The following is a 20,715-nucleotide window of genomic DNA, read 5'->3' as shown; positions in this document are numbered from 1 at the left end:
GACTTACCTATTAAATGCCGGTTCGTGGCCGAAGATGCAAGTGGCTCGCATCTTCACCCAAAAAATAGGTCCGATATGATAATCACCGCATCGCCAGCATGGCGAGCGCGACCACGCCGATGATGATTCGATACCAGGCGAATGGCGCGAAGCCGTGCTTGGTCACGATCGCCATGAACCAGCGGATCACGACCATCGCGACCACGAACGACACGACGAAGCCGATGGCGATTGCCGAAAGGTGCGCATCGCCGAGATCGTGGCGGCTTTTCCACAGGGCCAGCGCCGTTGCGCCCATCATCGTCGGGATCGCGAGGAAGAAGCTGAACTCGGCGGCAGTCTCCTGATCGACGCCCATCGCGCGCGCGCCCATGATCGTCGCGCCGGAACGGCTGACGCCCGGGACCATCGAGAGGCATTGCACGAAGCCGATCTTCAGTGCGGTCTTCCACGACATCGTCTCCACCGAACCGCGCTCGGCACGCGGGGCGACGCGTTCGATGAACAGGATCGCGACGCCGCCGACGATCAGCGCCACTGCCACCACGAACGGCCCGGTGCCCGGTGCCTCCAGAAGGGCGCGGATCGCGGAATAGGCGATCGCACCGACGACGGCGGAGGGGAGAAAGCCAAGCAGGACGTTGCGCGTGAAGTGGATCGCGTCGGGCCGGCGTTGCAGCAGCCCCGTGCCGACGTGCAGGAAGCGTCGCCAGAACAGCACGATCACCGCGAGGATCGCGCCGAGCTGGATGACGATGTCGAAGGTCGCGTCACCTTCCGACAGCCCGAGCAAGGCGCCGGCCAGGACGAGGTGTCCCGTCGAGGAGACGGGCAGGAATTCGGTGACCCCCTCGACGATGCCGAGGAGGATGATGGTCAAAAGGTCGTTCACGCGCGTTCCCCGCTGGTGGGTGGCCGCCGGCGGGATCAGCCCGCCGCGCGGCCGATCATGCCGAAGCGGCCGGCCTTGCGATAGCGCACCAGCCATTCGGGTGCGACCGCATCGAGTGGCGTCGCGGCAACGCCGAGTGCGGCCAATCCCTCCGCGCCCGCGCCGACGACGCTGTCATGCCCTAGCATCTTCCACTGGTCGGCCGTGATCGGCGTGCCGGGCAGCGCGGCGAGCAGGCTGCCGAGCGCATCGGGCAGCGCGACCAGCCGCGGCGAGCGGCCGGTGTGGAAGGCGATCCGCTGATGAAGCTGGAGCATCGTCAGCACTTCCGGGCCGCCGAGCTCGAAGGTCCGGCCGCCGAACGTCTCGGGATCGGCAAGCGCGGTCACTGCGGCACGCGCGACGTCGCCGACGAACACCGGCTGGAAGCGCGCGCCGGCACGCAGCACCGGCACGACCGGCAGACCGGCGATCATCGCGGCGAAGCGATTGATGAACTGGTCCTCGCGCCCGAACACGGTCGAAGGACGCAGGATCGTGGCTGCGGGGCAGGCGGCGCGCACGGCATCCTCGCCGGCGCCCTTGCTCCGCGCATAGGCCGAATCGCCATCGGCGTTCGCGCCGACCGCCGAGACGTGCACCAGCGCGGCACCGGCCTGCGCCGCGGCTTCGGCGACATGGCGCGCGCCGTCGACATGGATGCGGTGCAGGTTGCCCGCGAACGTGCCGACGAGATTCACGACGCCGTCGGCGCCGTGCACTGCGTTGGCGATCGTATCGGGACGGGTCACGTCGACCGCGACGAACTGCGTCTGTCCCAGTCCGCCTTGCGGCTTCAGGAAAAATGCCTGCCGCGGATCGCGTTGCGCGATGCGCACGCGTGCGCCCGCCGCCAGCAGCGCCTGCGCGATATAGCGACCGAGGAAGCCCCCGCCGCCGATCAGCGTCACCAGCTTGTTGTCCATGCCGTCCTTCATCTCGAAAGCCCCAAAGCTCTGCCCCCGCCTTGCCCTCCGCCTCGCGCGTTGACAAGGTTTAGCCGCCAAACGTGCCGCGCTGCAAAAAAGTGACGGCAATCCGGTCAGGCGTGTTGACAGCCCCGGCGACGGCCCATAGAGGCACCGGCCTACCCCGTGCCCAGATGGCGGAATTGGTAGACGCACCAGCTTCAGGTGCTGGCGATCGCAAGGTCGTGGAGGTTCGAGTCCTCTTCTGGGCACCATTCTCCCTAGGCTATTGAAAAGCCTAGGAAATAGCTGAGATACAACGGTTTTTACAGGCGGCTGTTACAGATGTAACAGGGGCTGAAAGCCATGTGTACCTATCTCGCTAAGCGCGGTTCAACCTACTATTTTCGGCGGGCCATCCCTGTCGAGCTACGGCCTGCCTTTGGCGGTCGGGCTGAGTTCATGCTGTCGCTACGGTCCAAGGATCGGGCAGAGGCCAAGCTCCGCATCCCTGCTCACACTGTCGAAACGGACAAGCTGCTAGCAGATGCTACCCGGTCCCTAGCTGGCAAGCCTGCTCCCAAACCAAAGCCTCCCCGGTCCCCTGCTCAGATTGAGCGGGAGCGGAGCCAATGGGAACAGGAGCTAGAGCAAACGGACCATGTAGCCGATGAGCTATTTGCCACGGACATGGAGGCTGAGGCTCTTTCCCCGATCATGGACGCCCTGAGCGCCGGTAAGGAACCTGAGGGATCGCTAGCCGACATAGCTAGGGCTGGCAGATTGCTAGTAGAGCATGAGCGGGAGACAGCCGGGGCAGATCGGGAAGCCCTGCTAAACTCACTTCATGCCCGGTTCGGACAGAATGCCCGCGCATCGGAAAGCCAAAATCAGGCCGTTGAGTACAGCGACGATGCCAGCCCCAATGAGGGCAAAGGCAAATACCTAGGGTCAGGACTCATTGGTCATAGCCAGAAGATGACTGTGGCCGCGAGGGCGACGGCGGAGAGGAAGACCGTTGGGCATCGGTCGTAGCGTGTGGCGACGCGGCGCCAATCTTTCAGGCGGCCGAACATGATCTCGATGCGGCTGCGGCGCCGGTAGCGCCGCTTGTCGTACCTGACCGGCTCGTTGCGCGATCTACGGCCCGGGATGCAGGGCTGGATGCCCTTGGCTTCCAGGGCGTCCCTGAACCAATCCGCATCATAACCGCGATCACCAAGCAGCCATTGCGCCTTTGGCAGATCGTCGAGCAGAGCTGCCGCGCCGGTGTAGTCGCTGACCTGCCCGGCGGTCATGAAGAAGCTCAAGGGCCGCCCATCCGCATCGCTGACGGCATGCAACTTGGTGTTCATACCGCCTTTCGTGCGGCCGATCAGGCGGCCGAGATCCCCTTTTTAACCCGCAGGCTCGATGCCGTGCGGTGTGCCTTCAGGTAAGTCGCGTCGATCATGACTGTTTTCGGCACGGCCTCCGCTGACGCCAGACCCTCCATCATGCGCAGGAAAACGCCCCGTTCACCCCAGCGCTTCCACCGGTTGTACAGCGTCTTGTGCGGACCATACGCGCTCGGTGCATCACACCAGCGCAGTCCGTTGCGATTGACGAAGACGATGCCACTCAGCACCCGTCGGTCATCGACCCGCGGCTTGCCATGGCTCTTGGGGAAGTACGGCTGCAGGCGCGCCATCTGCTCATCCGTCAACCAGTACAGGTCGCTCATCCACGCTCTCCTCACGGGGCCTGAATCAGATCGCGGCGCTCACATCAATGGGTCCTGACCGTAACCTCAACACGGATATCAGAGAAGCGGCTAAGCCGTTGAGTACGGGCCTCTACCTGTTCGTCAGCAAGGGCAGTAGCAAAGCGATCCTTGGCATCCTTCAATGCCCTATCAATCTCATTGGCCTTATCGATGGCAGGCTTGCCAAGGATATCGATGTAGTTGTTGACCTTGAGCAGGTCGGCGCTGAGCGTTTCAATCTCAGTGGCGATAGCAGCAAGGGTGTCTTTGTTGGTCATAGCTATTCCTTGTATGAAGTAGAGGGGATTAGATTTGCGGAGCAGATGCCCCGAGCCTCAGCTTTTCATTGCGATAGGTATAAATGGTCCCGCTATCTGCATCAGCAGCGGCCATCAGCTTGGCAATAGAGGGACGGCCAGCAGGCTTGCGCTCAATATGCTTGGGCATCGGAATACAGAGAACATCTAGGGCAAGGCGAAAGCCGTTGATGATCCGGCTATCAATGCCATCAAGATGGGCAATAATCCGGGGATCACTAAGGCGGCTGGTATCAACGGACATAATTGTCATGGGTCATCCTTGATTATGGTGGAGGTAATTTGGCAAAAGTTCAGACAGACCGCCCGCTTGCACGTAAGCAAACAGGAACAGGGATATTCCAGTTAAGGAAAGGGTACGCCTGCTAGCTACCAACTAGGGCAATGCTATAGCTAGCAGGCTGGCAATTTGCTCAGGGCCGATGGGCATCATTGGATTGATGAGCAATGCGTATGGAGAGGATCATTCCTCAGAAAGGCTCAGCCTGATATCGAGCTACTGTTCCAGAAAGCATGACCGAATAAAGCGAACGGTAGCTGCTCTGAGCCTATCGGAAGAATGATGATGATGTGCGTGGCATTCACGGTATCAAGCCGTCGAGTACCAAGGATACATACTGCTATAGTATGATCGTTAGATTTGAGAGATGTAGCTGTATCCCGTGGTCCCCCCCGGACAGATAGATAACCGGATTGAGTAAATCCGTTCTGTCACTATGGAGGAGCACTACAGCAGCATGATCGTTGAGTTTGATTAGCGCAGCTTGTATTGCCCGTGGTCCGATACCCTGCATCATCTAATAAAAGATGGCACAGCCCGTCGCTCTTAAGCTAAGCCTTGCGGCCTTCAGTATCTTAGCAGTTACGTATGCCCTGCCGCTAATGCGGCTTACGTTGCTCCCGGCCTAAACGGGAACTGGCGGTGTCTCTATGCTATACGGTAATGAAATGCTCCGGGCCTTCCTCCCGCATCTGAGCGGCCCCAGAATAAGCCCCGTACAGAGCCGCCACGGTATCCCGGCTAGGTCGATACCCTGAGCCTCCCATATCGACTCCGGTGGCCGTCTCTGGCCGATCTAGCGGGCCTCCAATCGAGCAAGCGCCTTGTGCAGGCTGGCGGGATGCCACTTGCCCCCGGCTGGCGACGGGATCGACCGGGTATTCAGGGCCTCGACCATCTTGCGAACGGACAGGCCCTCAGCCTTCAATGCCAGGAGGTCAGCAGCGATAGGCTCTAGCCGGTCCATAGCCTCAGCCTTGTTGGCAGCAGCCAGTACCTTGCCATGCTTGCCTAGCTCAGTCCCCCGATCCTTGGCAGCGGCTAGAGCGGCCTTGGTCCGTTGGCTGATTACCTCGGCCTCCTTCTCAGCCAATGCGGCGAATAGGTGTAGCTGGAAGCGATCAGCGTTCGGCATATCAGCGACGGCGAACTCTACGCCTGTCTCCATCAGCCCCGATATGAAATGAACATTGCGGGCAAGCCTATCGAGCTTGGCGATAATCAGGCCAGCCTTCTCCCGCTTGGCAGTAGCGAGGGCAGCGACAAGCTCAGGCCGCTTGGACAGGGCATTAGCTCCCTTGCCCGTCTCTACCTCGATATGCTCCCCGATCAGGTCAACGCCATTGGCCGCAACGTATCGGGCCACTGCCTCCCGCTGAGCCTCTAGCCCTAGGCCGCTCTTGCCCTGCTTATCCGTGCTAACGCGGAGGTAGGCGACAGCCTTGGTCATCTTGCGGAGGTTCATTTCAGCTAGTCCTGTTCACGGGTCAACGAACGTATACCCATGAACGGTTAGAAGGGCAAGCCGTTCCCGGTCCTGTCATCATCGATCTAGCTGGGGCGAAGCTTGGCGACTGTGACACGTCATGCAGGGATGGAGAACCACGCGCGATAATGCAGGTCGGGCAGGCGTGTCATAATCGTGGGACCGGGCAGGCCGGGTATACGGGGGAAAGACCGCTCCCTCCGCTTTGATCTACCCTCTCGCATATCTCTAGCAATTTCAGGTCGTAGCCGCCTTGCTACCTGCGAACGGATGCCCTCTAATCATTCATAGGGGATCGTCATCGGGGGCAGTGTGGACAAGGTTTGGCAGTCATTTAAGATTGGCTTTAGGCGGCGATGGTGGCGCGGCCTCACTGCGGCACTGAGCGTCTTAGGTACGGTGTGGTTGCTGACTGAGGTAATCACCAGAGTGTCCAAAGACGCTAGCACATGGCTTGATGGTCATGGCGTCGGCTATCTTGTGGTTGCCGGGCTGCTGTCCCTAGCTGGGTTTCTCGGCTCGATATACGAGCATAGGGAGGTGAGCTTTCGCCTTCCGAATACGGGAACAACGCTGACGCTTAAGTTCGCTAATATCTTTGATGAGGCGACGGATTGGATCGTAGCCGTAAATGAATACTTCGATAGTACGCTAGGCGACATTGTAGCTGCCACGTCTCTGCATGGTCAGGTCATTTCTAGGGTCTATGGCGGCAACGAGCAAAGTTTCCGTGCCGACGTAGACAATGCCCTAGCTGGATATCAGGGTGTAGCAGAGGCAAGGGCAAAGGGGCATCCGATACGCTACCCCCTCGGAACGGTAGCTATTATCAAGAACGGCCCTCATAAGATTTACCTAGTAGCCCTGACTAAGACAGACGTTGTGACGCATCGGGCCAATTCGACTGTGCCGGTCCTGTGGGATGCCCTTGGTGCGGTCCTCGCTGCCGTTGATCGCGTGGGGAATGGCGCTCCTGTAGCCATGCCGCTTATCGGGAACGGTCGAGCTAGCCTCAACATCGCGCCTCAACATCTGCTTAGATTGATCGCGTTGAAGATCGTTGATGCTAAGCGGACGCATGACTTGCCCCGAAACATGACAATCAACCTTTCAGACGATTGTTTCGAGCATTTAGATATCGTTGAAATCAAGCGTGGATGGAGCGCGATCTAATGGCCTATCGCAACGGAACATACATCGCCTTCCACGCTGAGGGGAAGACGGACCCGACAGCATCCGATATCAAATACTACCGTATGCTGAAAGCGTGGCATGAGCACGACGGCGTAGACTTCAAGTTCGTCAACAGCCATGATAAGGTCGCTGCCGTTCGTGATACGAGCAAGCGCGAGACGATCATGCGAAGCCTTCGTGAGAGGCTTGATAATTCTAAGAACATGGTTTTGATAATCGGCAAGACTACCAAGAATGACACTGACTTCGTACCGTATGAGATTAAGTACGCTATCGATACCTGCAAGATACCGTTGATCGTTGTCTACACCGACTATGCGGGCATCCTCAATCCTGCCTCGCATCGCTCTGAATGGCCTGCTGCGCTTGCTGCCCGTATCGACGCGAAGACAGTGAAAGCGATCCATATCCCCTTCAAGCGCGCCATCATCGATCAAGCCATAGGGCAGTTCAACCTCACTACCCAGCCGACTAGCGCCCTAGCTTACTACTCTAAGGCATATCAGGAGAGTAAGGGCGTGGTGTTCAATAAGTGAGGCCATGCGGTTCGAGTCCCTGTTGCGGACTCACATCGGCCAGCCCCTTGCAATGCGCCTAGGCAAACTGTTACATCAGGCATTACCAACAGTGACAGCGGCCTAAATAAAAGTCATTGTTTCTCAGTGCCTTAGGAGGGGTCCGGTAAAATCCTCTTCTGGGCACCATTTTTCGCCGGGCTCGCGAGCCCGCCGAATTTTCTAGCCGGCAGGGCTTTCTCGTGAGAGCGCAGGTGGTAGCGGTCACCGCGGCTTCCTACCGTCACGCACGATCACACTTTTTCGACAAGCGGCGGTGGGTCTGGCGAAATGCCGGCGTCCGCGTGTTCTCGGTACGTGTGCCTGCTGCCTTGCCGGGAAGTCCGCGACCATTCTCGTCGGCTTGGTTCGCGCCCGACCGGGCGTTGCTCGTTGCCGATGCGGCAGCTTGCGCGGACAGCGCCGCCGGACGCTCAAGGAGCCAACCGAAAGCCGATCACCGACGCAATCGGGCTCGCAGCACCTTAGTTCGACTGGGCCGGCGTGCGGACGTCGACGCTGGCGTTGACGGCAAGCGCGGTATCGGGGCTTAGCGGCGCTTTCATGCGCACTGCGGTTGCGCCCGGCAGACCGGGGAAGCGCGGCCACATTCCCTGTGCCAGCGCGACGCGGCTGGGGCTCTTCGCCTTGCCGCCCTGCGCCTCGTACATCCAATAGTTGCGCAGCACGGTGACGACGTAGCCGCGCGTCTCCCAATACGGAATGCTCTCGATATAGAGGAGCGGATCGCCACCGTCGCGAACCAGCGCGTTCCATTCGCCGACCGGCTTTGGCCCGGCATTGTACGCGGCGATGACCTTCGGCAGCAGCCCACCGGTCAGGCCCATGTCGCGCAGCTTCTCGATATGTCGCTGGCCGATGTCGATATTGGTAGAGGGGCGGGCGAGCGCGTCCTGATCGATCGCGACCCCGCGTTCGCGCATGTAATCGGTGGCCGCGGCGGGCATGATCTGCATGAGCCCGAACGCGCCGGCCGGGCTGCGCACCTTGTTGCGGAAGCCCGATTCCTGAAGCGTGTGTGCATAGACCAGCGCCTTGTCGATCCGCCAGCCCGTGTCGGGCGTCCAGTTCGGCATCGGATAGCGGGTTTCGGCGGTGGCAACCGAACCCTGCGGCATGTTGTGCGCCAGCCAGACGGTGGTGGCGGGCAGGTCCAGCGTCTCGCTGAACCGCACGAGACTGGCGAATTCGGACGGGCTGCCGATCCGCGCCTGCTGCCGCACGACGCGGTCGGCATCGTCCGTCTCACCGATTTCGGCAAGCGCGGCGGCGACGCGGACGTTGGGGCGGCGCTCCAGCCGCGCCCAGTCACCCGATACCCGCTGCGGCCGCACCGCCGGCATCCCGAGTCCGAGCGCCTGGCGGGCGAGCAGGCCGTAGAAGGTCTCGCCATATTGCGACGCGGTTTTCAGCCGCGCTTCGACACGGTCGGGACGGCCGCATGCCATGTCGGCGCGTGCGGCCCAGAAGAGCGCGGTGGCGCGCAGATCGGTGTCGGGACTGCGGGCCGCGACATTCTCGAACTCGACCTGCGTGGTCGCGCAATCGTGCTGGCGCCATGCCGACAGCGCTTGCGTCCAGCGGCCGTGGATCGCCCAGTCGCCGCTGCCGCTCGCGGCGCGCGCGCCGATCTCGCGTGCTTGCGTGTCGAGTCCTTGCAGGAAGTAGATCCACGCGACCCGCGCCTGCCATTCGGTCTGCGCCTCGGGCGAGAGGCCGGTGGTGGATTCGAGCAGCGCCTGCGCCTCGGCGCCGAGGTCGGCCTTGACCAGCGGCTGCATCTTCACCGCAAGATCGGCGGCGACCAGATCGCTGCCGGTTGCCCGGGCCCGCACACGGATCGGCGCGCCGTCCTGCCAGATCAATCGTTGTTGTTCGGGCAGCACCGGCAGGTCGGTCAGCCCGCGCGCCTTGGCGACGCGCAGCAAGGCATCGCCCTGCGGCAGTTCGGGTGCCTCGGCGAGCAGCCGTGCCACGGCCGCGCCATCCGCCTTCGGCGAACCCTTGGCGGTGTAGAGTTCCGCGCGCGCGTAGGAATGGAGCGGGCCGGGCGCCATCGCATCCAGCCCGAGTTGCGCGTCGCTCCAGCGGCCTTCGTGAAGCGCCGCGAACACGGCCCGGTAGCCGCTGCGCTGTTCGGGCGTGAGCTGCGACGGAATGCCGGCATCGGCAGCGATCGCGGGAGCAGGGGCGGCGGGAACAGGAGCGGCAGGCGCCACCGCCGGCATCGCGCCATCAATCGGCGCCGCCAGCGCCGGCGCGGCCAGTACCGTCGCAGCGGTCAGCAACAGTCCGGCAAAAGCGTGCTTCACTGTTCGACCTCCCCGGTCAGCATCAACAGGTCCTTCCATGCCTCCGCCTTGGCGGCAGGCCGGTCCAGCAGGAACCGCGGGTGGTGGCTTGCCACGACCTGCGTCACCTTGCCATCCTTATGGTTAAGCGCATGAAAACGCCCGCGCGCGTCCGCGACGTTCATCGCCAGGATTGCACGGCTCGCCGCATCGCCCATCACCAGCAGTCGTTGCGGCGCTGCGAGTGCGACGTGATGGCGCGCGATCTCGCCAAGCCGCGCCTCGGTGTCGCGCGGCACGCGGCCGGTGGTCGGGCGGCGCACGCACACCGAGGCGAGCCCGGTATCCGCGCGCGAGCGTCCGATCGCGGCGAGCATCCGGTCGAACAGGCGTCCGACGTCGCCCTCCATCAACAATTCGCGGTCGTCGCGCTCCGGGCAGTCGACGAACACCAGGAGGTCGGCACCGGCGGGGCCGCTGGCGGCGATCGCGGCGCCGCCCCAGCGCGCCTCGGGCACCGTCTCGCCGATACGCCACGCCGCGAAGGCCGGAGCGTCGCCGGGGAGCGCGTCGGGCGGGATCGCGGGAGCAGTGGCGGGCTCGGGCGCGGTACGGGCGGCCTGCCGCGCCTCGGCCAACCGCTCGGCGGTCTCCAGCCATGCAAAACCTTCGTCGCCGACCGTCACATCGACGCCGGCATCGTGCCACCAGTCGAGTGCGCTGGCCGCGTGCGCAGCCCAGTCTATTTTCTGATCGGCCCCCATCGGCGCCATTAGGATGCGAGGTTGACGGGAAGGTCAACTTGCTGGCACCGCCGAGCCGACCAGACGTTGGGACGATACGACGAGCGCCCGGTGCGGCGCCCGCGCAGGAGATGACGAAGTGAGCGACCGCGAATCCATGCCCTATGACGTGGTGATCGTCGGTGCCGGTCCCGCAGGGCTGTCGGCGGCGATCCGCCTGAAGCAGCTGGCGGCCGAACGTGAAGCCGACATCTCGGTGTGCGTGCTCGAAAAGGGCTCCGAGGTCGGGGCGCACATCCTGTCGGGGGCGGTGATCGATCCGCAGTCACTGGACGAGCTGCTGCCGGACTGGCGCGACGCCGGCTGCCCGCTCGCCGAAGTGCCGGTGACCGAGAACCTTCATTGGGTGCTCACCAAGGCGGGCAAGGTCAATTTGCCGCACCTTTGGACCCCGCCGTTCCTCCATAACAAGGGCACGTATACCGGCAGCCTGGCGAACCTGTGCCGCTGGCTGGCGGGCAAGGCCGAGGAACTGGGGGTCGAGATTTTTCCCGGCTTCGCGGCCGCCGAGATCCTGTTCAACGACGACGGCAGCGTAAAGGGGGTCGCGACCGGCGACATGGGCGTCGCGCGCGACGGCACGCACAAGCCCGATTACCAGCCGGGTCTGGAGCTGCACGCCAAATACACCTTTTTCTCCGAGGGATGCCGCGGGCATCTGTCGAAGGAGTTGATGCGGATCTTCGACCTGCGCCGCGACTGCGATCCGCAGGTCTACGGGCTTGGCGTCAAGGAATTGTGGGACATCGACCCCGCGCTGCATCAGCCGGGTAAGGTCGTCCATACGCAGGGCTGGCCGCTGAGCGAACACGGCGGGAATGGCGGCGGATGGATCTATCACCAGGCCGGCGGGCAGGTGTCGATCGGCTTCGTGACGTGGCTGAACTACTCCAACCCCTATGTCTCGCCGTTCCAGGAAATGCAGAAGTGGAAGACGCATCCCGCTGTCGCCGCGCTGCTGAAGGGCGGCAAGCGCGTCAGCTACGGCGCGCGCGCGATCAGTGACGGCGGGTTGCAGTCGATCCCGAAGCTGGTTTTCCCCGGCGGTGCCTTGATCGGCGACAGCGCCGGGTTCCTCAACGTGCCGCGGATCAAGGGCACGCATACCGCGATGAAGACCGGGATGATGGCCGCCGAGGCGGCGGTCGACGCCATCCTGTCACAGCGCGGCAGCGACGAGCTGGTGGCATATCCGGAGGCTTTCGAGCGCAGCTGGGTGAAGAAGGAGCTGTCGGTCGTCCGCAACGTCGTGCCGCTGGTGAAGAAGTTCGGCGACCTGCTGGGCTCGGGGCTGTCCGGCGTGACGATGTGGGCGGAATATCTCGGGCTAAAGATGCCGTTCACGATGCGCCACCACCCCGATCACGAGACCTTGTGGCGCAAGGACCTGGTCAAGAAGATCGCCTATCCCAAGGCGGACGGCGTGCTGACCTTCGACCGGCTCTCCTCGGTGTTCCTGTCGAACACCAACCACGAGGAGGACCAGCCGGTCCACCTGACGCTGAAGGACCCGGCGGTGCCGGTCGAATACAACCTGCCGTTGTACGACGAGCCGGCGCAACGTTACTGCCCGGCAGGGGTCTACGAGATCGTCGGCGAGGACGTCAGTGAGCCGAAGTTCGTCATCAACGCGCAGAATTGCGTGCACTGCAAGACGTGCGACATCAAGGACCCGACCCAGAACATCAACTGGGTGGTGCCCGAAGGCGGCGGCGGACCGAATTATCCTAACATGTGAGGTGTTAGGTGATCGGGGGCGGTGGGGCGTTCGAGGGGTGGGGCGGCATCGCGGTGATCCGGGCGTCCGGTTTCCCTTCGGTTCGACGGTGGGAGACCGGCCTCGCAGTCGCTTCGTAGCGAGCCATACGGATCAATGCTCGCAGCAAACCGGGATATCGACCGCCCCGCAGGGTGCGCCGGCCCGGCACGCCTCCACCCCGGCCGACAACCGTCGCCGATCCGACTCCGTCGCCTATCTTCATCGCATCGCGCATGAACGCCACCGCCGGCTCGCGAGTTGATGCGGCATGATCCGCCCCGTGCCATCACCGGACCTCGCCACGCTGGACCTCGCCCGCGCGCCCAACTACCCGTCCCCGCACGCCGTTCGTGACCGAAAGACTGCCATTCCGCTTGCTCGCCGCCTCCTGCTTCCGCTCGCCGCCGGGCTGCTCGGCCTGGCGACGCCTGCGTACGCCGCGGCCGGCGACCTCGCGGCCTATGCCCGTGCGCGGATCGCGGAGAGCGACGGAGCGCTAGGCCTGGCGACCCGCGATTATGCACGGGCGTTGGCCGACGATCCCGGCGACGTGCCGGTGGCGCTGCGTACGTACCGCGCGGCGGTGCGCGCCGGCGACATGGCGCTGGCCGACCGCGCCGCCGCGGCGCTCGTGGCGCAGCGTGCCGCACCTTCCGACACCGCGCTGCTCGCGCTGGCCAGGGCGGCGCATGATGGCGACCGTGCGGCCGCGGCCGCGGCACTGGCGCGCTTCGATGGCGACCGGCTGCGCATCCTGTCGGCGCCGCTGCGTGGCTGGGTCGCGCTGGAGAACGGTGGCGATCCGCTTGCCGCGGTGGCGGAGGCACCCGCCGAGCCGGTCGCGCGCCGCTTCGCCGCCGAGACCCGTGCGCTGCTGTTGATCGCCACCGGACGCACTCCCGAAGGTGTCGCCGCGATCGGGGCGCTGGGCAGCGGCGACCTCGCCGGCCTCGACGAGCGCGTTGCCGCCGCGCGCCTGCTGACCGGGCAGGGCAGGACCGCGGAGGCACAGGCGTTGCTCGACTCCGACGGTGGCGACACCGCGCTGAGCATTGTCCCGAAGCGCGGCGTGAAGCCGTCTTTGGCGTTCGGCGCCTCGCACCTGTTCACGCGCGTTGCCGCGGACCTGGCGACCGGCGAACCCGGCCCGTTGACGTACACGCTGCTGCGCGCGGCGTTGCGCGCCGATCCCGACAACGACCGCGCGCGATTGTTGCTGGCCGGGGTGCTTGCGCGCGATGGGGCGGTCGATGCCGGGCTCGACGTGCTGGCCGAGGTGCCGGCCGACAGCGCCTATGCGTCCATCGCGGCGACCGGGCGCGTGCAGATGCTGGCGGAGAACGACCGCGAGGGCGATGCGCTGGCAGCGCTGGCGAAGCTCTCTGCCGACACCGATGCGAGCACCGGCGCGCTCCAGCGGCTTGCGGACCTGCACATGCAGCTCGACCAGCCCGCCGCCGCGGCGCCGCTCTATGCGCGGCTGATCGCGCGCGCCGGCGCGCGCGCCGACTGGGCGGACTGGCTGCAATATGGCGCCGCGCTCGACGGGGCGGGGCGCTGGCGCGAAGCACGCCCGGCGTTGGAGCGAGCCGCCGCAAAGGGGCCGAGCGAGCCGCTGGCGCTCAATTATCTCGGTTATGCGCTGATCCTCCATCGCGAGCGGATGGCGGCGGCGCAGGCGATGCTGGAGGAAGCCGCGCGCCTGAAGCCGGACGATGCCGCGATCGCCGACTCGCTCGGGTGGGCGCTCTACCTGCGCGGCCATCCGGAACGTGCATTGCCGCTCGTCGAGCGCGCCGCGCTCGCCGATCCGCTCAACGCCGAGATCGGCGAGCATCTCGGCGATCTTTATTGGCATGCGGGGCGGCGCTACGAGGCGCGCTACGCCTGGAACGCGGCGCACGAAACCGCCGCGGCGGCCGTGCGGGCGCGCTTGGGCGAGAAGATCGCCAGGGGTTTGTCCAAGTAGATGCCGACCGAGATCGCGCCCGCCAAGCTCAACCTCGCGCTGCACGTCCGCGCGCGTCGCAACGACGGATATCACGAGTTGGAGACGCTGTTCGTCTTCGCGCGCGACGGCGATCGCGTGGCGGTGGACGCAGCCGAGCGGCCGTCGTTCACGGTGACCGGGCCGTTCGCTGCCGCGGTCGGGCCGGCGTGCGACAACCTCGTCATGCGTGCCGAACACGCCTTTCGCCAGGCGTTCGCACCCGATGCCTGCCACGCGATCACGCTCGACAAGCATCTGCCGGTCGCCTCCGGGATCGGCGGCGGATCGGCGGATGCAGCCGCGACGCTGCGCGCGTTGGCGCGGCTCCACAACGTGCCGGTGGAAACGCCGCGGCTGATGACGATCGCCGCCGACCTTGGCGCGGACGTACCCGCGTGCCTGCTCGGCCGGGCCACGTTCGGGCGCGGACGCGGCGATGCGCTCACGCGGATCGACGGGCTGGGAGACATGCCGGCGTTGCTGGTCAATCCAAACGTCGCGGTGTCGACGGCGGCGGTGTTCGCGCGCTGGGATGGCGTCGATCGCGGCGCGCTGTCCGAAACGGGTACGACGCTGGCGCGCGCAATGGCGGGGCGCAACGACCTCCAGCCGCCGGCCGAAGCGGTCGCGCCCGTGATCCGGGACGTGTTGGCACGACTGGCCGGGTGCGACGGCGTGGTGCTCGCGCGGATGTCGGGATCGGGCGCGACGTGCTTCGCGCTGTTCGAAGACGTCGCTGGACGCGACTCAGCGGCTTCGCTGATCGCTTCGGCGGCGCCGGGCTGGTGGTGTTGTTCGACCACGATTGGCTGAATGGTTGATTTTCCGGTGAAGTTCGCCACTTGTTCTATTAGAACAAAATGGATACAACGGCGCTGCGCGTTGAATGCGGCGCGCGGTTGCTCTAGCGAAAGGCTCCACGGCAATGGCCGCCAAACTTCAGGTGATCGATACCGGCATGGCAACCGCGACTACAGACCGTCAGAAGGCGCTCGACGCCGCACTGGCACAGATCGACCGTGCCTTCGGCAAGGGTTCGGCGATGAAGCTGGGCGCGAAGCAATCGATGGAGGTGGAGACGATCTCCACCGGCTCGCTCGGGCTCGACATCGCGCTGGGCGTCGGCGGGTTGCCGCGCGGGCGCGTGATCGAGGTCTATGGCCCGGAAAGCTCGGGTAAGACGACGCTGGCGCTGCACGTCATCGCCGAGGCGCAGAAAGGCGGCGGCACCGCGGCGTTCGTCGATGCCGAGCACGCGCTGGATCCGGTTTACGCCAAGAAGCTGGGCGTCAACATCGACGAATTGATCGTGTCGCAGCCCGATACGGGCGAGCAGGCGCTGGAGATCGTCGACACGCTGGTGCGCTCGAACGCGATCGACGTGCTGGTGGTCGATTCGGTCGCCGCACTCGTGCCGCGGGCCGAGATCGAGGGCGAGATGGGCGACAGCCACGTCGGCTTGCAGGCGCGATTGATGTCGCAGAGCCTGCGCAAGCTGACCGGTTCGATCAGCCGCTCGCGCTGTATGGTGATCTTCATCAACCAGCTGCGCATGAAGATCGGCGTGATGTACGGCAATCCGGAGACGACGACCGGCGGCAATGCGCTGAAGTTCTACGCGTCGGTTCGCCTCGACATTCGCCGCACGGGTGCGATCAAGGATCGTGACGAGGTGACCGGCAATGCGACCCGCGTGAAGGTGGTCAAGAACAAGGTCGCGCCGCCGTTCAAGCAGGTCGAGTTCGACATCATGTACGGTGAGGGCATCTCGAAGGTCGGTGAAATCCTCGATATCGGCGTCAAGGCCGGGCTGGTCGAGAAGTCAGGTGCCTGGTTCTCCTACGATTCCGTGCGGATCGGGCAGGGACGTGAGAATTCCAAGAACTTCCTGCGCGAGAACCCCGAGATGATGGATCGGCTGGAAAAGGCGATCCGTGGGCGTACCGAGCAGGTCGCCGATGGAATGATGGCCGGGCCGAGCGAAGAAGACGACATCTGATCGCGCGTCGGACGCTGGCGGGCGGCTGCACGTCATGACCGATGCCGCGGCATGGCGCGGGCGTGTGGGTGGAACATGGGCGGAGGAGCATGCCCGCACCGAACGCGCACTCGCCGGGGTGGGAGCGGTGCTCGACGCGGCGATTGCTGTGCAGGCGCCCGAGCAAGGGAGCGCGGTGGATCTCGGCTGCGGGGCCGGGAGCACCGCGCTGGCGCTCGCGGCGGCTCGGCCGCGGTTGAAGGTCAGCGGGATCGACCTGTCGGAGCCCCTGCTTACCGTGGCGCGCGCGCGCGATGTCGATAACCGCGTCCGCTTCGTCGCCGGCGATGTGCTCGACGTGGTGCCCGGGATGGCGCCGCTGGACCTATTGGTATCGCGTCATGGCGTCATGTTCTTCGCCGATCCGCATGCGGGCTTTTCCACGTTGCGTCGCAGCGCCGTGGCCGGCGCAACGTTGATCTTTTCCTGTTTTCGCGCGCGCGGAGAGAACGACTGGGCGGCGGCGCTCGACGCCACGCTGGGCATCGTGCGGCCGGCGAACGGCGGGTATGAGCCTGGCCCGTTCGCCTTCGCGGATCGCGGGTTCGTCACCGATCTCCTGACGAGGGCCGGCTGGAGCGCGGTCGACATGCAGCCGCACGATGTCGATTACGTCGTCGGGGCGGGGGCGGGGGCGGACCCGATCGCCGAGGCGCTCGCCTTCTACCGTCGCATCGGTCCGGCTGCGTCCGTGCTGGCCGAGGCCGAAACGGGCGAGCGTGCGAAGCTGGAAGCACGGCTCGGCGATCTGTTCGCGACACGGATACGGAACGGTGCCGTCACGTTCACCGCTGCGATATGGGTCGTAACCGCCTACGCGCCGAAGGAAGTGCCATGACGATCGTCGTCCACCATCTCGAGAATTCGCGGTCGCAGCGGGTTCTGTGGCTGCTTGAGGAGCTCGGGCTGCCTTACGAGGTGAAGCGCTACGAACGCGACAAGGCGACGATGCTGGCACCGCCGGAGCTGCGCCGCGTCCATCCGCTCGGCAAGTCGCCCGTGATCGAGGACATGGCTGCGCCAGGCACAAGCGGACCGCGGGTGGTCGCGGAAACGGGCGCGATCGTCGAATATCTGGTCGATCGCGCCGACGGCAAGCTGGGCGCGCCGGCCCGCCGCGACGATGCGCTCGCCTACCGCTTCTGGCTGCATTACGCCGAGGGTTCGCTGATGCCGCCGCTGCTGGTCAAGCTGATCGTGTCGCGCATCCCGCTGCTCGGCAAGCGTGTCGCGGCGCGGATCCAGCCGATGATCGACCGACATCTCGATTACGTCGAGGCGTCGCTTACCGACCATCCGTGGTTTGCGGGCGATGCGTTCACGGCCGCAGACATCATGATGAGCTTTCCGCTGGAGGCGGCGCGGCATCGTGCCGGGCTGGCGAAGGGGCATCCCAACACGATCGGCTGGCTGGAGCGCATTCACGCCCGCCCGGCGTACCAGCGCGCGCTCGCAAAGGGGGGACCTTACGCCTACGCGTAGCGGGAACCGCTGACGTGCGATCAGGTATGTGCCGCCGGAGCGAGGATCGCCTCGTCCGGCGGCAGAGGTCTCAGAACCGTGAGCGCAGGGTCAGGCCATAGGTGCGCGGCTCGGCGATGAACGAGGTGAACAGCGTGTTGGCGGTCGGGACGCCCGGCGCACCGAACGCCTGCACCTGCGACTGCGAATTCGCGCCCTGGAATGGCGCACTGAACGCGACCTGCTGGTAATCGGTGTCGAGCAGGTTCTGCGCCCAAAGCTCGATCGCCCAACGTTGTTCGTCCCCGCGCAGGCCGACACGTGCGTTCATCAGGAAGAAGCCGTCCTGCCGCTTCTCGACGAACAGATCGGAGCCGGTGTTGTAGTCGCTGGTCATGCGGCCGTCGACGTAGAACAGCGCACTTAACCCGCTGCTGCCGATCGCCGGCGTCCAGCTCACCGAACTGGTAACAGTGTTGCGCGGTGCGTTGGACATTTGCGCGCCGGGCAGCAGGAACAACGCGCTGTTCAACGGCTCGCCCGCCTTGCTGCCGACCAGATTGCGCGCATATTTCGCGTCGGCCAGCGTGTAGCCGATGTTCACGGTCACGTCCGGCGTGGGATACATGCCGACTTCGATCTCGACACCCTGCGTGACCAAGCCCTTGCCGACCTTGCCGGCGCAGGCGCCGGTGTCCGACGACGGATCGCGATCGGCCCCGTTCAGCGCCGTGTCGCAGCCGCCGATATTCTGGACGATATAGTTGGTTCCGTTGAAGGTGTTCAGCTGGAAGTTGGTGAACTCCGAACGAAATGCCGCAACATTGGCGGTGAACTGGCGCGAGCTGAACTTCAGCCCGAGTTCGTAAGCGTTCACCGTCTCCGGATCGAAGCGCAGGTTGGTGACGTTGCCCGCAACCGGTGTCGCGAAGACGTTCGGGGTAAGGTCCGAACGGTCGAGGTTGTAGCCGCCCGCCTTGTAGCCGCGCGCGTAGGAAGCGTAGAGCAGCGTGCTCTCAAGCGGCTTCCACGAGAGGACGCCGGTGCCGGTCAGCTGGCTCTCGCGAATCTGGTCATTCAGCGCGACGCCCGTCAACGCCGAAGTCGAATTGCCGGTGCACGACAGCGTGACGATACCGGCTGCCAACGACCGCAGCGTCGCGTTGCTGCCGCCGAGCAGCGGACGCAGCGCTGCCTGCTGCGCCGGGCAGACGCTATTGTTGTTGTTGAAGCCTGCTTCCAGCGTCTTATGTTCGTTGGTGTAGCGCAGACCGACTGTCACGTTCAGGCGATCGGTGATCTTGTAGATGTTGTGGGTGAAGAAGGCGAAGTTCTCGCTGGTCTGGTCGTAGACGTCGCGCAGGCTGCCGAGGTTGTTGAGCGTGCTCAGGCGATCGAGGCCGCCGATGATGTTCGCGCCGACGGCGGCGCCCAGCGCACCACGTCCTGCGGCGCTGAGGCAGCCGAGATTGGCAGGATTGCGCAACGCGGCCAGTGGGTTGATCGTCGCGACCATGCGGCAGGCGGCGAATGCGCCATATTGGCTACCGAAGCGGAGATTGTCGACGACCGCAAGCTTTTCGTGCGCGTAATAGCCGCCGACCAGCCAGTCGAGGTGATTGTCGAAGATCGAGCCCGACAAGCGGCTTTCGTGACTGAACACCTTGAACTGACGATAGCTTTCGCCATCGTCGGGCCGATAGGCAATGTCGACGTTCGAGTAATCGACATCGGCCGCGCCGCCCGATTTGTACTCGCGATACGCGGTCAGCGAGGTCAGCTGGGTGGCGCCGAGGTTCCAGCGCACGCGCATCGAGACGCCGCCGTCGGTGGTGACGTTCGAATAGGCGCGGCCCGCCGTCTGCGCGATGACGCGGTTGTACGGATTGCCCTCACTGGGAAGAATGCCGCCCAGGCTGCGCAGGATCGACGTGATCCGATTGCCGGCCGGGTTGATCGCATAGTCACCGGGTACCCCCGGTGTCGGATCGATCTTCTCGTTCGTGTCGACATAGACCGCGCCGCAGCACTTCTCGTCGCGATGCGTATAGTCACCGATCAGGCGAACCGCGAGATCCGGGGTGATGGTGAAGAGCAACTGGCCCCGTACGAAATAACGGTTGCGATTGTTGTAATCGGTATTGTTGACGGTATCTTTGAGGAAGCCGTCGCGCTTCGAGGCCACGCCGTCGATCCGGAATGCCAGCAGATCCTTGATGATCGGGCCGGTCAGCGCCGCCTGTGCGCGCACCATATCGTAATTGCCGTACGTCACCTCGCCCATGCCGCCGAAGTTGAATTCGGGCAGCTTGGTGTAGATGCTGATCGCGCCTGCCGAGGAATTTCGCCCGGACAGCGTGCCCTGCGGCCCACGCAGCACTTCGATCCGCTCGACCTCGCCCAGATCATTGAGTCCCGAGCCGGTGCGGCTGCGGTAGATGCCATCGATGAAGACGGCGACCGAGCTTTCCAGGCCGGGGTTGTCGCCAACCGTACCGACGCCGCGAATGCGCGCCGAGGCGTTCGCCTCGCTGCCGGTCGAGGAGACGAGCAGCGACGGCGCGATCTGCGTCATCTGACGGATGTCGGTCGCGCCCGAATTCTGGAGCGCGGCCTGCCCGAAGGCGGACACCGCGATCGGCACGTTCGACAGCCGTTCGGAACGACGCGTCGCGGTGACCACGATGTCGGCGGTGTTGGGGGAAGCCGCTTCCTTGCCATCCTTGCCCTTGGCGTCTGCGGCGGACCCGCGCAGGTCCTGCGCGGTGGCCGGCGCGGCAACCAGCGCGATCATCGCCGCCGACAAAAAGAAAGCCGCCCTCGACATCAGTTATTCCCCTCGGAATTTCATTATGTTGCTCGGTTTCGCTCCTAAGGCCGGCGACGATAAAGATTGGTTAATGTCGCCTGGTGGATGCGCGACCTTTCGAGAAACCGC

General features: G+C 64.6%; 18 protein-coding genes and 1 tRNA gene. 10 read left to right on the top strand and 9 right to left on the bottom strand.

Annotation, left to right across the window (positions count from 1 at the left end):
- Positions 1-82: 82 nt before the first annotated feature.
- Positions 83-892 carry an undecaprenyl-diphosphate phosphatase gene (locus tag SPHPHY_RS0114260; RefSeq protein WP_022687363.1) on the bottom strand — a complete coding sequence of 270 codons (810 nt, stop codon included), beginning with the start codon at positions 890-892 and terminating at the stop codon, positions 83-85.
- Between the two features lie 35 nt (positions 893-927).
- Positions 928-1,857 carry a complex I NDUFA9 subunit family protein gene (locus SPHPHY_RS0114255; RefSeq protein WP_028056942.1) on the bottom strand — a complete coding sequence of 310 codons (930 nt, stop codon included), beginning with the start codon at positions 1,855-1,857 and terminating at the stop codon, positions 928-930.
- Between the two features lie 170 nt (positions 1,858-2,027).
- On the opposite strand from SPHPHY_RS0114255, the gene SPHPHY_RS0114250 reads away from it, so the two are divergent.
- Together SPHPHY_RS0114250 and SPHPHY_RS22805 are read left to right on the top strand one after the other, a co-directional pair.
- A tRNA-Leu gene (locus SPHPHY_RS0114250) sits at positions 2,028-2,114 on the top strand.
- Between the two features lie 91 nt (positions 2,115-2,205).
- The gene (locus tag SPHPHY_RS22805; RefSeq protein WP_419554955.1) at positions 2,206-2,874 is read left to right on the top strand and encodes a DUF6538 domain-containing protein; all 669 of its coding nucleotides are present in this window, start codon (positions 2,206-2,208) and stop codon (positions 2,872-2,874) included.
- Here the strand turns inward: SPHPHY_RS22805 and SPHPHY_RS21470 are convergent.
- The 4 genes from SPHPHY_RS21470 to SPHPHY_RS0114230 form a co-directional block, all read right to left on the bottom strand.
- Positions 2,805-3,562 (bottom strand): IS5 family transposase gene (locus tag SPHPHY_RS21470; RefSeq protein WP_156024961.1). Its coding sequence is split into 2 segments (ribosomal slippage): positions 2,805-3,229 and positions 3,229-3,562, totalling 759 coding nucleotides; the frame shifts between segments, so codons are not numbered across the junction. The genes SPHPHY_RS22805 and SPHPHY_RS21470 overlap by 70 nt on opposite strands.
- A gap of 44 nt (positions 3,563-3,606) precedes the next feature.
- Complete coding sequence (locus SPHPHY_RS0114235; RefSeq protein ID WP_022687361.1) at positions 3,607-3,861, bottom strand: hypothetical protein; 255 nt, start codon at positions 3,859-3,861, stop codon at positions 3,607-3,609.
- 28 nt (positions 3,862-3,889) lie between these two features.
- Complete coding sequence (locus SPHPHY_RS22080) at positions 3,890-4,153, bottom strand: hypothetical protein (RefSeq protein WP_156025105.1); 264 nt, start codon at positions 4,151-4,153, stop codon at positions 3,890-3,892.
- Between the two features lie 823 nt (positions 4,154-4,976).
- Positions 4,977-5,645, bottom strand: coding sequence for a recombinase family protein (locus SPHPHY_RS0114230; protein ID WP_022687360.1), 669 nt, complete (start codon positions 5,643-5,645; stop codon positions 4,977-4,979).
- A 333-nt stretch (positions 5,646-5,978) separates the two neighbouring features.
- On the opposite strand from SPHPHY_RS0114230, the gene SPHPHY_RS22075 reads away from it, so the two are divergent.
- On the top strand, positions 5,979-6,839 hold the full coding sequence (locus tag SPHPHY_RS22075) for a macro domain-containing protein (protein ID WP_156025104.1): 861 nt from the start codon (positions 5,979-5,981) through the stop codon (positions 6,837-6,839).
- Entirely contained in the window at positions 6,824-7,396 is a 573-nt protein-coding gene (locus SPHPHY_RS0114220) for a TIR domain-containing protein (protein WP_022687358.1), read from the top strand. Before SPHPHY_RS22075 ends, SPHPHY_RS0114220 begins: the two co-directional genes overlap by 16 nt.
- A 503-nt stretch (positions 7,397-7,899) precedes the next feature.
- Here the strand turns inward: SPHPHY_RS0114220 and SPHPHY_RS20250 are convergent.
- Together SPHPHY_RS20250 and SPHPHY_RS0114210 are read right to left on the bottom strand one after the other, a co-directional pair.
- The gene (locus SPHPHY_RS20250) at positions 7,900-9,747 is read right to left on the bottom strand and encodes a lytic transglycosylase domain-containing protein (RefSeq protein WP_022687357.1); all 1,848 of its coding nucleotides are present in this window, start codon (positions 9,745-9,747) and stop codon (positions 7,900-7,902) included.
- Positions 9,744-10,499, bottom strand: coding sequence for a uracil-DNA glycosylase family protein (locus SPHPHY_RS0114210; protein ID WP_022687356.1), 756 nt, complete (start codon positions 10,497-10,499; stop codon positions 9,744-9,746). The genes SPHPHY_RS20250 and SPHPHY_RS0114210 overlap by 4 nt, the downstream gene beginning before the upstream one ends.
- A 109-nt stretch (positions 10,500-10,608) precedes the next feature.
- On the opposite strand from SPHPHY_RS0114210, the gene SPHPHY_RS0114205 reads away from it, so the two are divergent.
- The 6 genes from SPHPHY_RS0114205 to SPHPHY_RS0114180 all read left to right on the top strand — a co-directional run bounded on the left by SPHPHY_RS0114205 (position 10,609) and on the right by SPHPHY_RS0114180 (position 17,798).
- Positions 10,609-12,267 carry an electron transfer flavoprotein-ubiquinone oxidoreductase gene (locus SPHPHY_RS0114205; RefSeq protein ID WP_022687355.1) on the top strand — a complete coding sequence of 553 codons (1,659 nt, stop codon included), beginning with the start codon at positions 10,609-10,611 and terminating at the stop codon, positions 12,265-12,267.
- A gap of 289 nt (positions 12,268-12,556) precedes the next feature.
- Positions 12,557-14,257, top strand: coding sequence for a tetratricopeptide repeat protein (locus SPHPHY_RS0114200; RefSeq protein WP_022687354.1), 1,701 nt, complete (start codon positions 12,557-12,559; stop codon positions 14,255-14,257).
- A complete protein-coding gene (locus tag SPHPHY_RS0114195; RefSeq protein ID WP_022687353.1) occupies positions 14,258-15,091 on the top strand; it encodes a 4-(cytidine 5'-diphospho)-2-C-methyl-D-erythritol kinase in 834 nt (277 codons plus the stop codon).
- Between the two features lie 112 nt (positions 15,092-15,203).
- Entirely contained in the window at positions 15,204-16,277 is a 1,074-nt protein-coding gene (gene recA, locus SPHPHY_RS0114190) for a recombinase RecA (protein ID WP_022687352.1), read from the top strand.
- 34 nt (positions 16,278-16,311) lie between these two features.
- Positions 16,312-17,154 carry a class I SAM-dependent methyltransferase gene (locus tag SPHPHY_RS0114185; protein ID WP_022687351.1) on the top strand — a complete coding sequence of 281 codons (843 nt, stop codon included), beginning with the start codon at positions 16,312-16,314 and terminating at the stop codon, positions 17,152-17,154.
- Positions 17,151-17,798, top strand: a complete 648-nt coding sequence (locus SPHPHY_RS0114180) for a glutathione S-transferase family protein (protein WP_022687350.1) — start codon at positions 17,151-17,153, stop codon at positions 17,796-17,798. The genes SPHPHY_RS0114185 and SPHPHY_RS0114180 overlap by 4 nt, the downstream gene beginning before the upstream one ends.
- A 70-nt stretch (positions 17,799-17,868) precedes the next feature.
- Here the strand turns inward: SPHPHY_RS0114180 and SPHPHY_RS0114175 are convergent, their stop codons facing one another.
- On the bottom strand, positions 17,869-20,604 hold the full coding sequence (locus tag SPHPHY_RS0114175; RefSeq protein ID WP_028056937.1) for a TonB-dependent receptor: 2,736 nt from the start codon (positions 20,602-20,604) through the stop codon (positions 17,869-17,871).
- Between the last annotated feature and the right edge of the window lie 111 nt (positions 20,605-20,715).

It is taken from the genome of Sphingomonas phyllosphaerae 5.2 (assembly GCF_000419605.1).
Lineage (GTDB): Bacteria > Pseudomonadota > Alphaproteobacteria > Sphingomonadales > Sphingomonadaceae > Sphingomonas > Sphingomonas phyllosphaerae_B.
This window is presented reverse-complemented; position numbering and strand designations above follow the sequence as displayed.

Excerpts from the sequence above, each read along its gene's own strand:
- SPHPHY_RS0114210 (WP_022687356.1), bottom strand. The coding sequence starts at position 10,499 with ATGGCGCCGATGGGGGCCGATCAGAAAATAGACTGGGCTGCGCACGCG.
- SPHPHY_RS0114175 (WP_028056937.1), bottom strand. The coding sequence starts at position 20,604 with ATGTCGAGGGCGGCTTTCTTTTTGTCGGCGGCGATGATCGCGCTGGTT.
- SPHPHY_RS0114230 (WP_022687360.1), bottom strand. The coding sequence starts at position 5,645 with ATGAACCTCCGCAAGATGACCAAGGCTGTCGCCTACCTCCGCGTTAGC.
- SPHPHY_RS0114180 (WP_022687350.1), top strand. The coding sequence starts at position 17,151 with ATGACGATCGTCGTCCACCATCTCGAGAATTCGCGGTCGCAGCGGGTT.
- SPHPHY_RS22080 (WP_156025105.1), bottom strand. The coding sequence starts at position 4,153 with ATGACAATTATGTCCGTTGATACCAGCCGCCTTAGTGATCCCCGGATT.
- SPHPHY_RS0114185 (WP_022687351.1), top strand. The coding sequence starts at position 16,312 with ATGACCGATGCCGCGGCATGGCGCGGGCGTGTGGGTGGAACATGGGCG.
- SPHPHY_RS22805 (WP_419554955.1), top strand. The coding sequence starts at position 2,206 with ATGTGTACCTATCTCGCTAAGCGCGGTTCAACCTACTATTTTCGGCGG.
- SPHPHY_RS0114195 (WP_022687353.1), top strand. The coding sequence starts at position 14,258 with ATGCCGACCGAGATCGCGCCCGCCAAGCTCAACCTCGCGCTGCACGTC.
- SPHPHY_RS0114235 (WP_022687361.1), bottom strand. The coding sequence starts at position 3,861 with ATGACCAACAAAGACACCCTTGCTGCTATCGCCACTGAGATTGAAACG.
- recA (WP_022687352.1), top strand. The coding sequence starts at position 15,204 with ATGGCCGCCAAACTTCAGGTGATCGATACCGGCATGGCAACCGCGACT.
- SPHPHY_RS0114200 (WP_022687354.1), top strand. The coding sequence starts at position 12,557 with ATGATCCGCCCCGTGCCATCACCGGACCTCGCCACGCTGGACCTCGCC.
- SPHPHY_RS0114220 (WP_022687358.1), top strand. The coding sequence starts at position 6,824 with ATGGAGCGCGATCTAATGGCCTATCGCAACGGAACATACATCGCCTTC.
- SPHPHY_RS0114255 (WP_028056942.1), bottom strand. The coding sequence starts at position 1,857 with ATGGACAACAAGCTGGTGACGCTGATCGGCGGCGGGGGCTTCCTCGGT.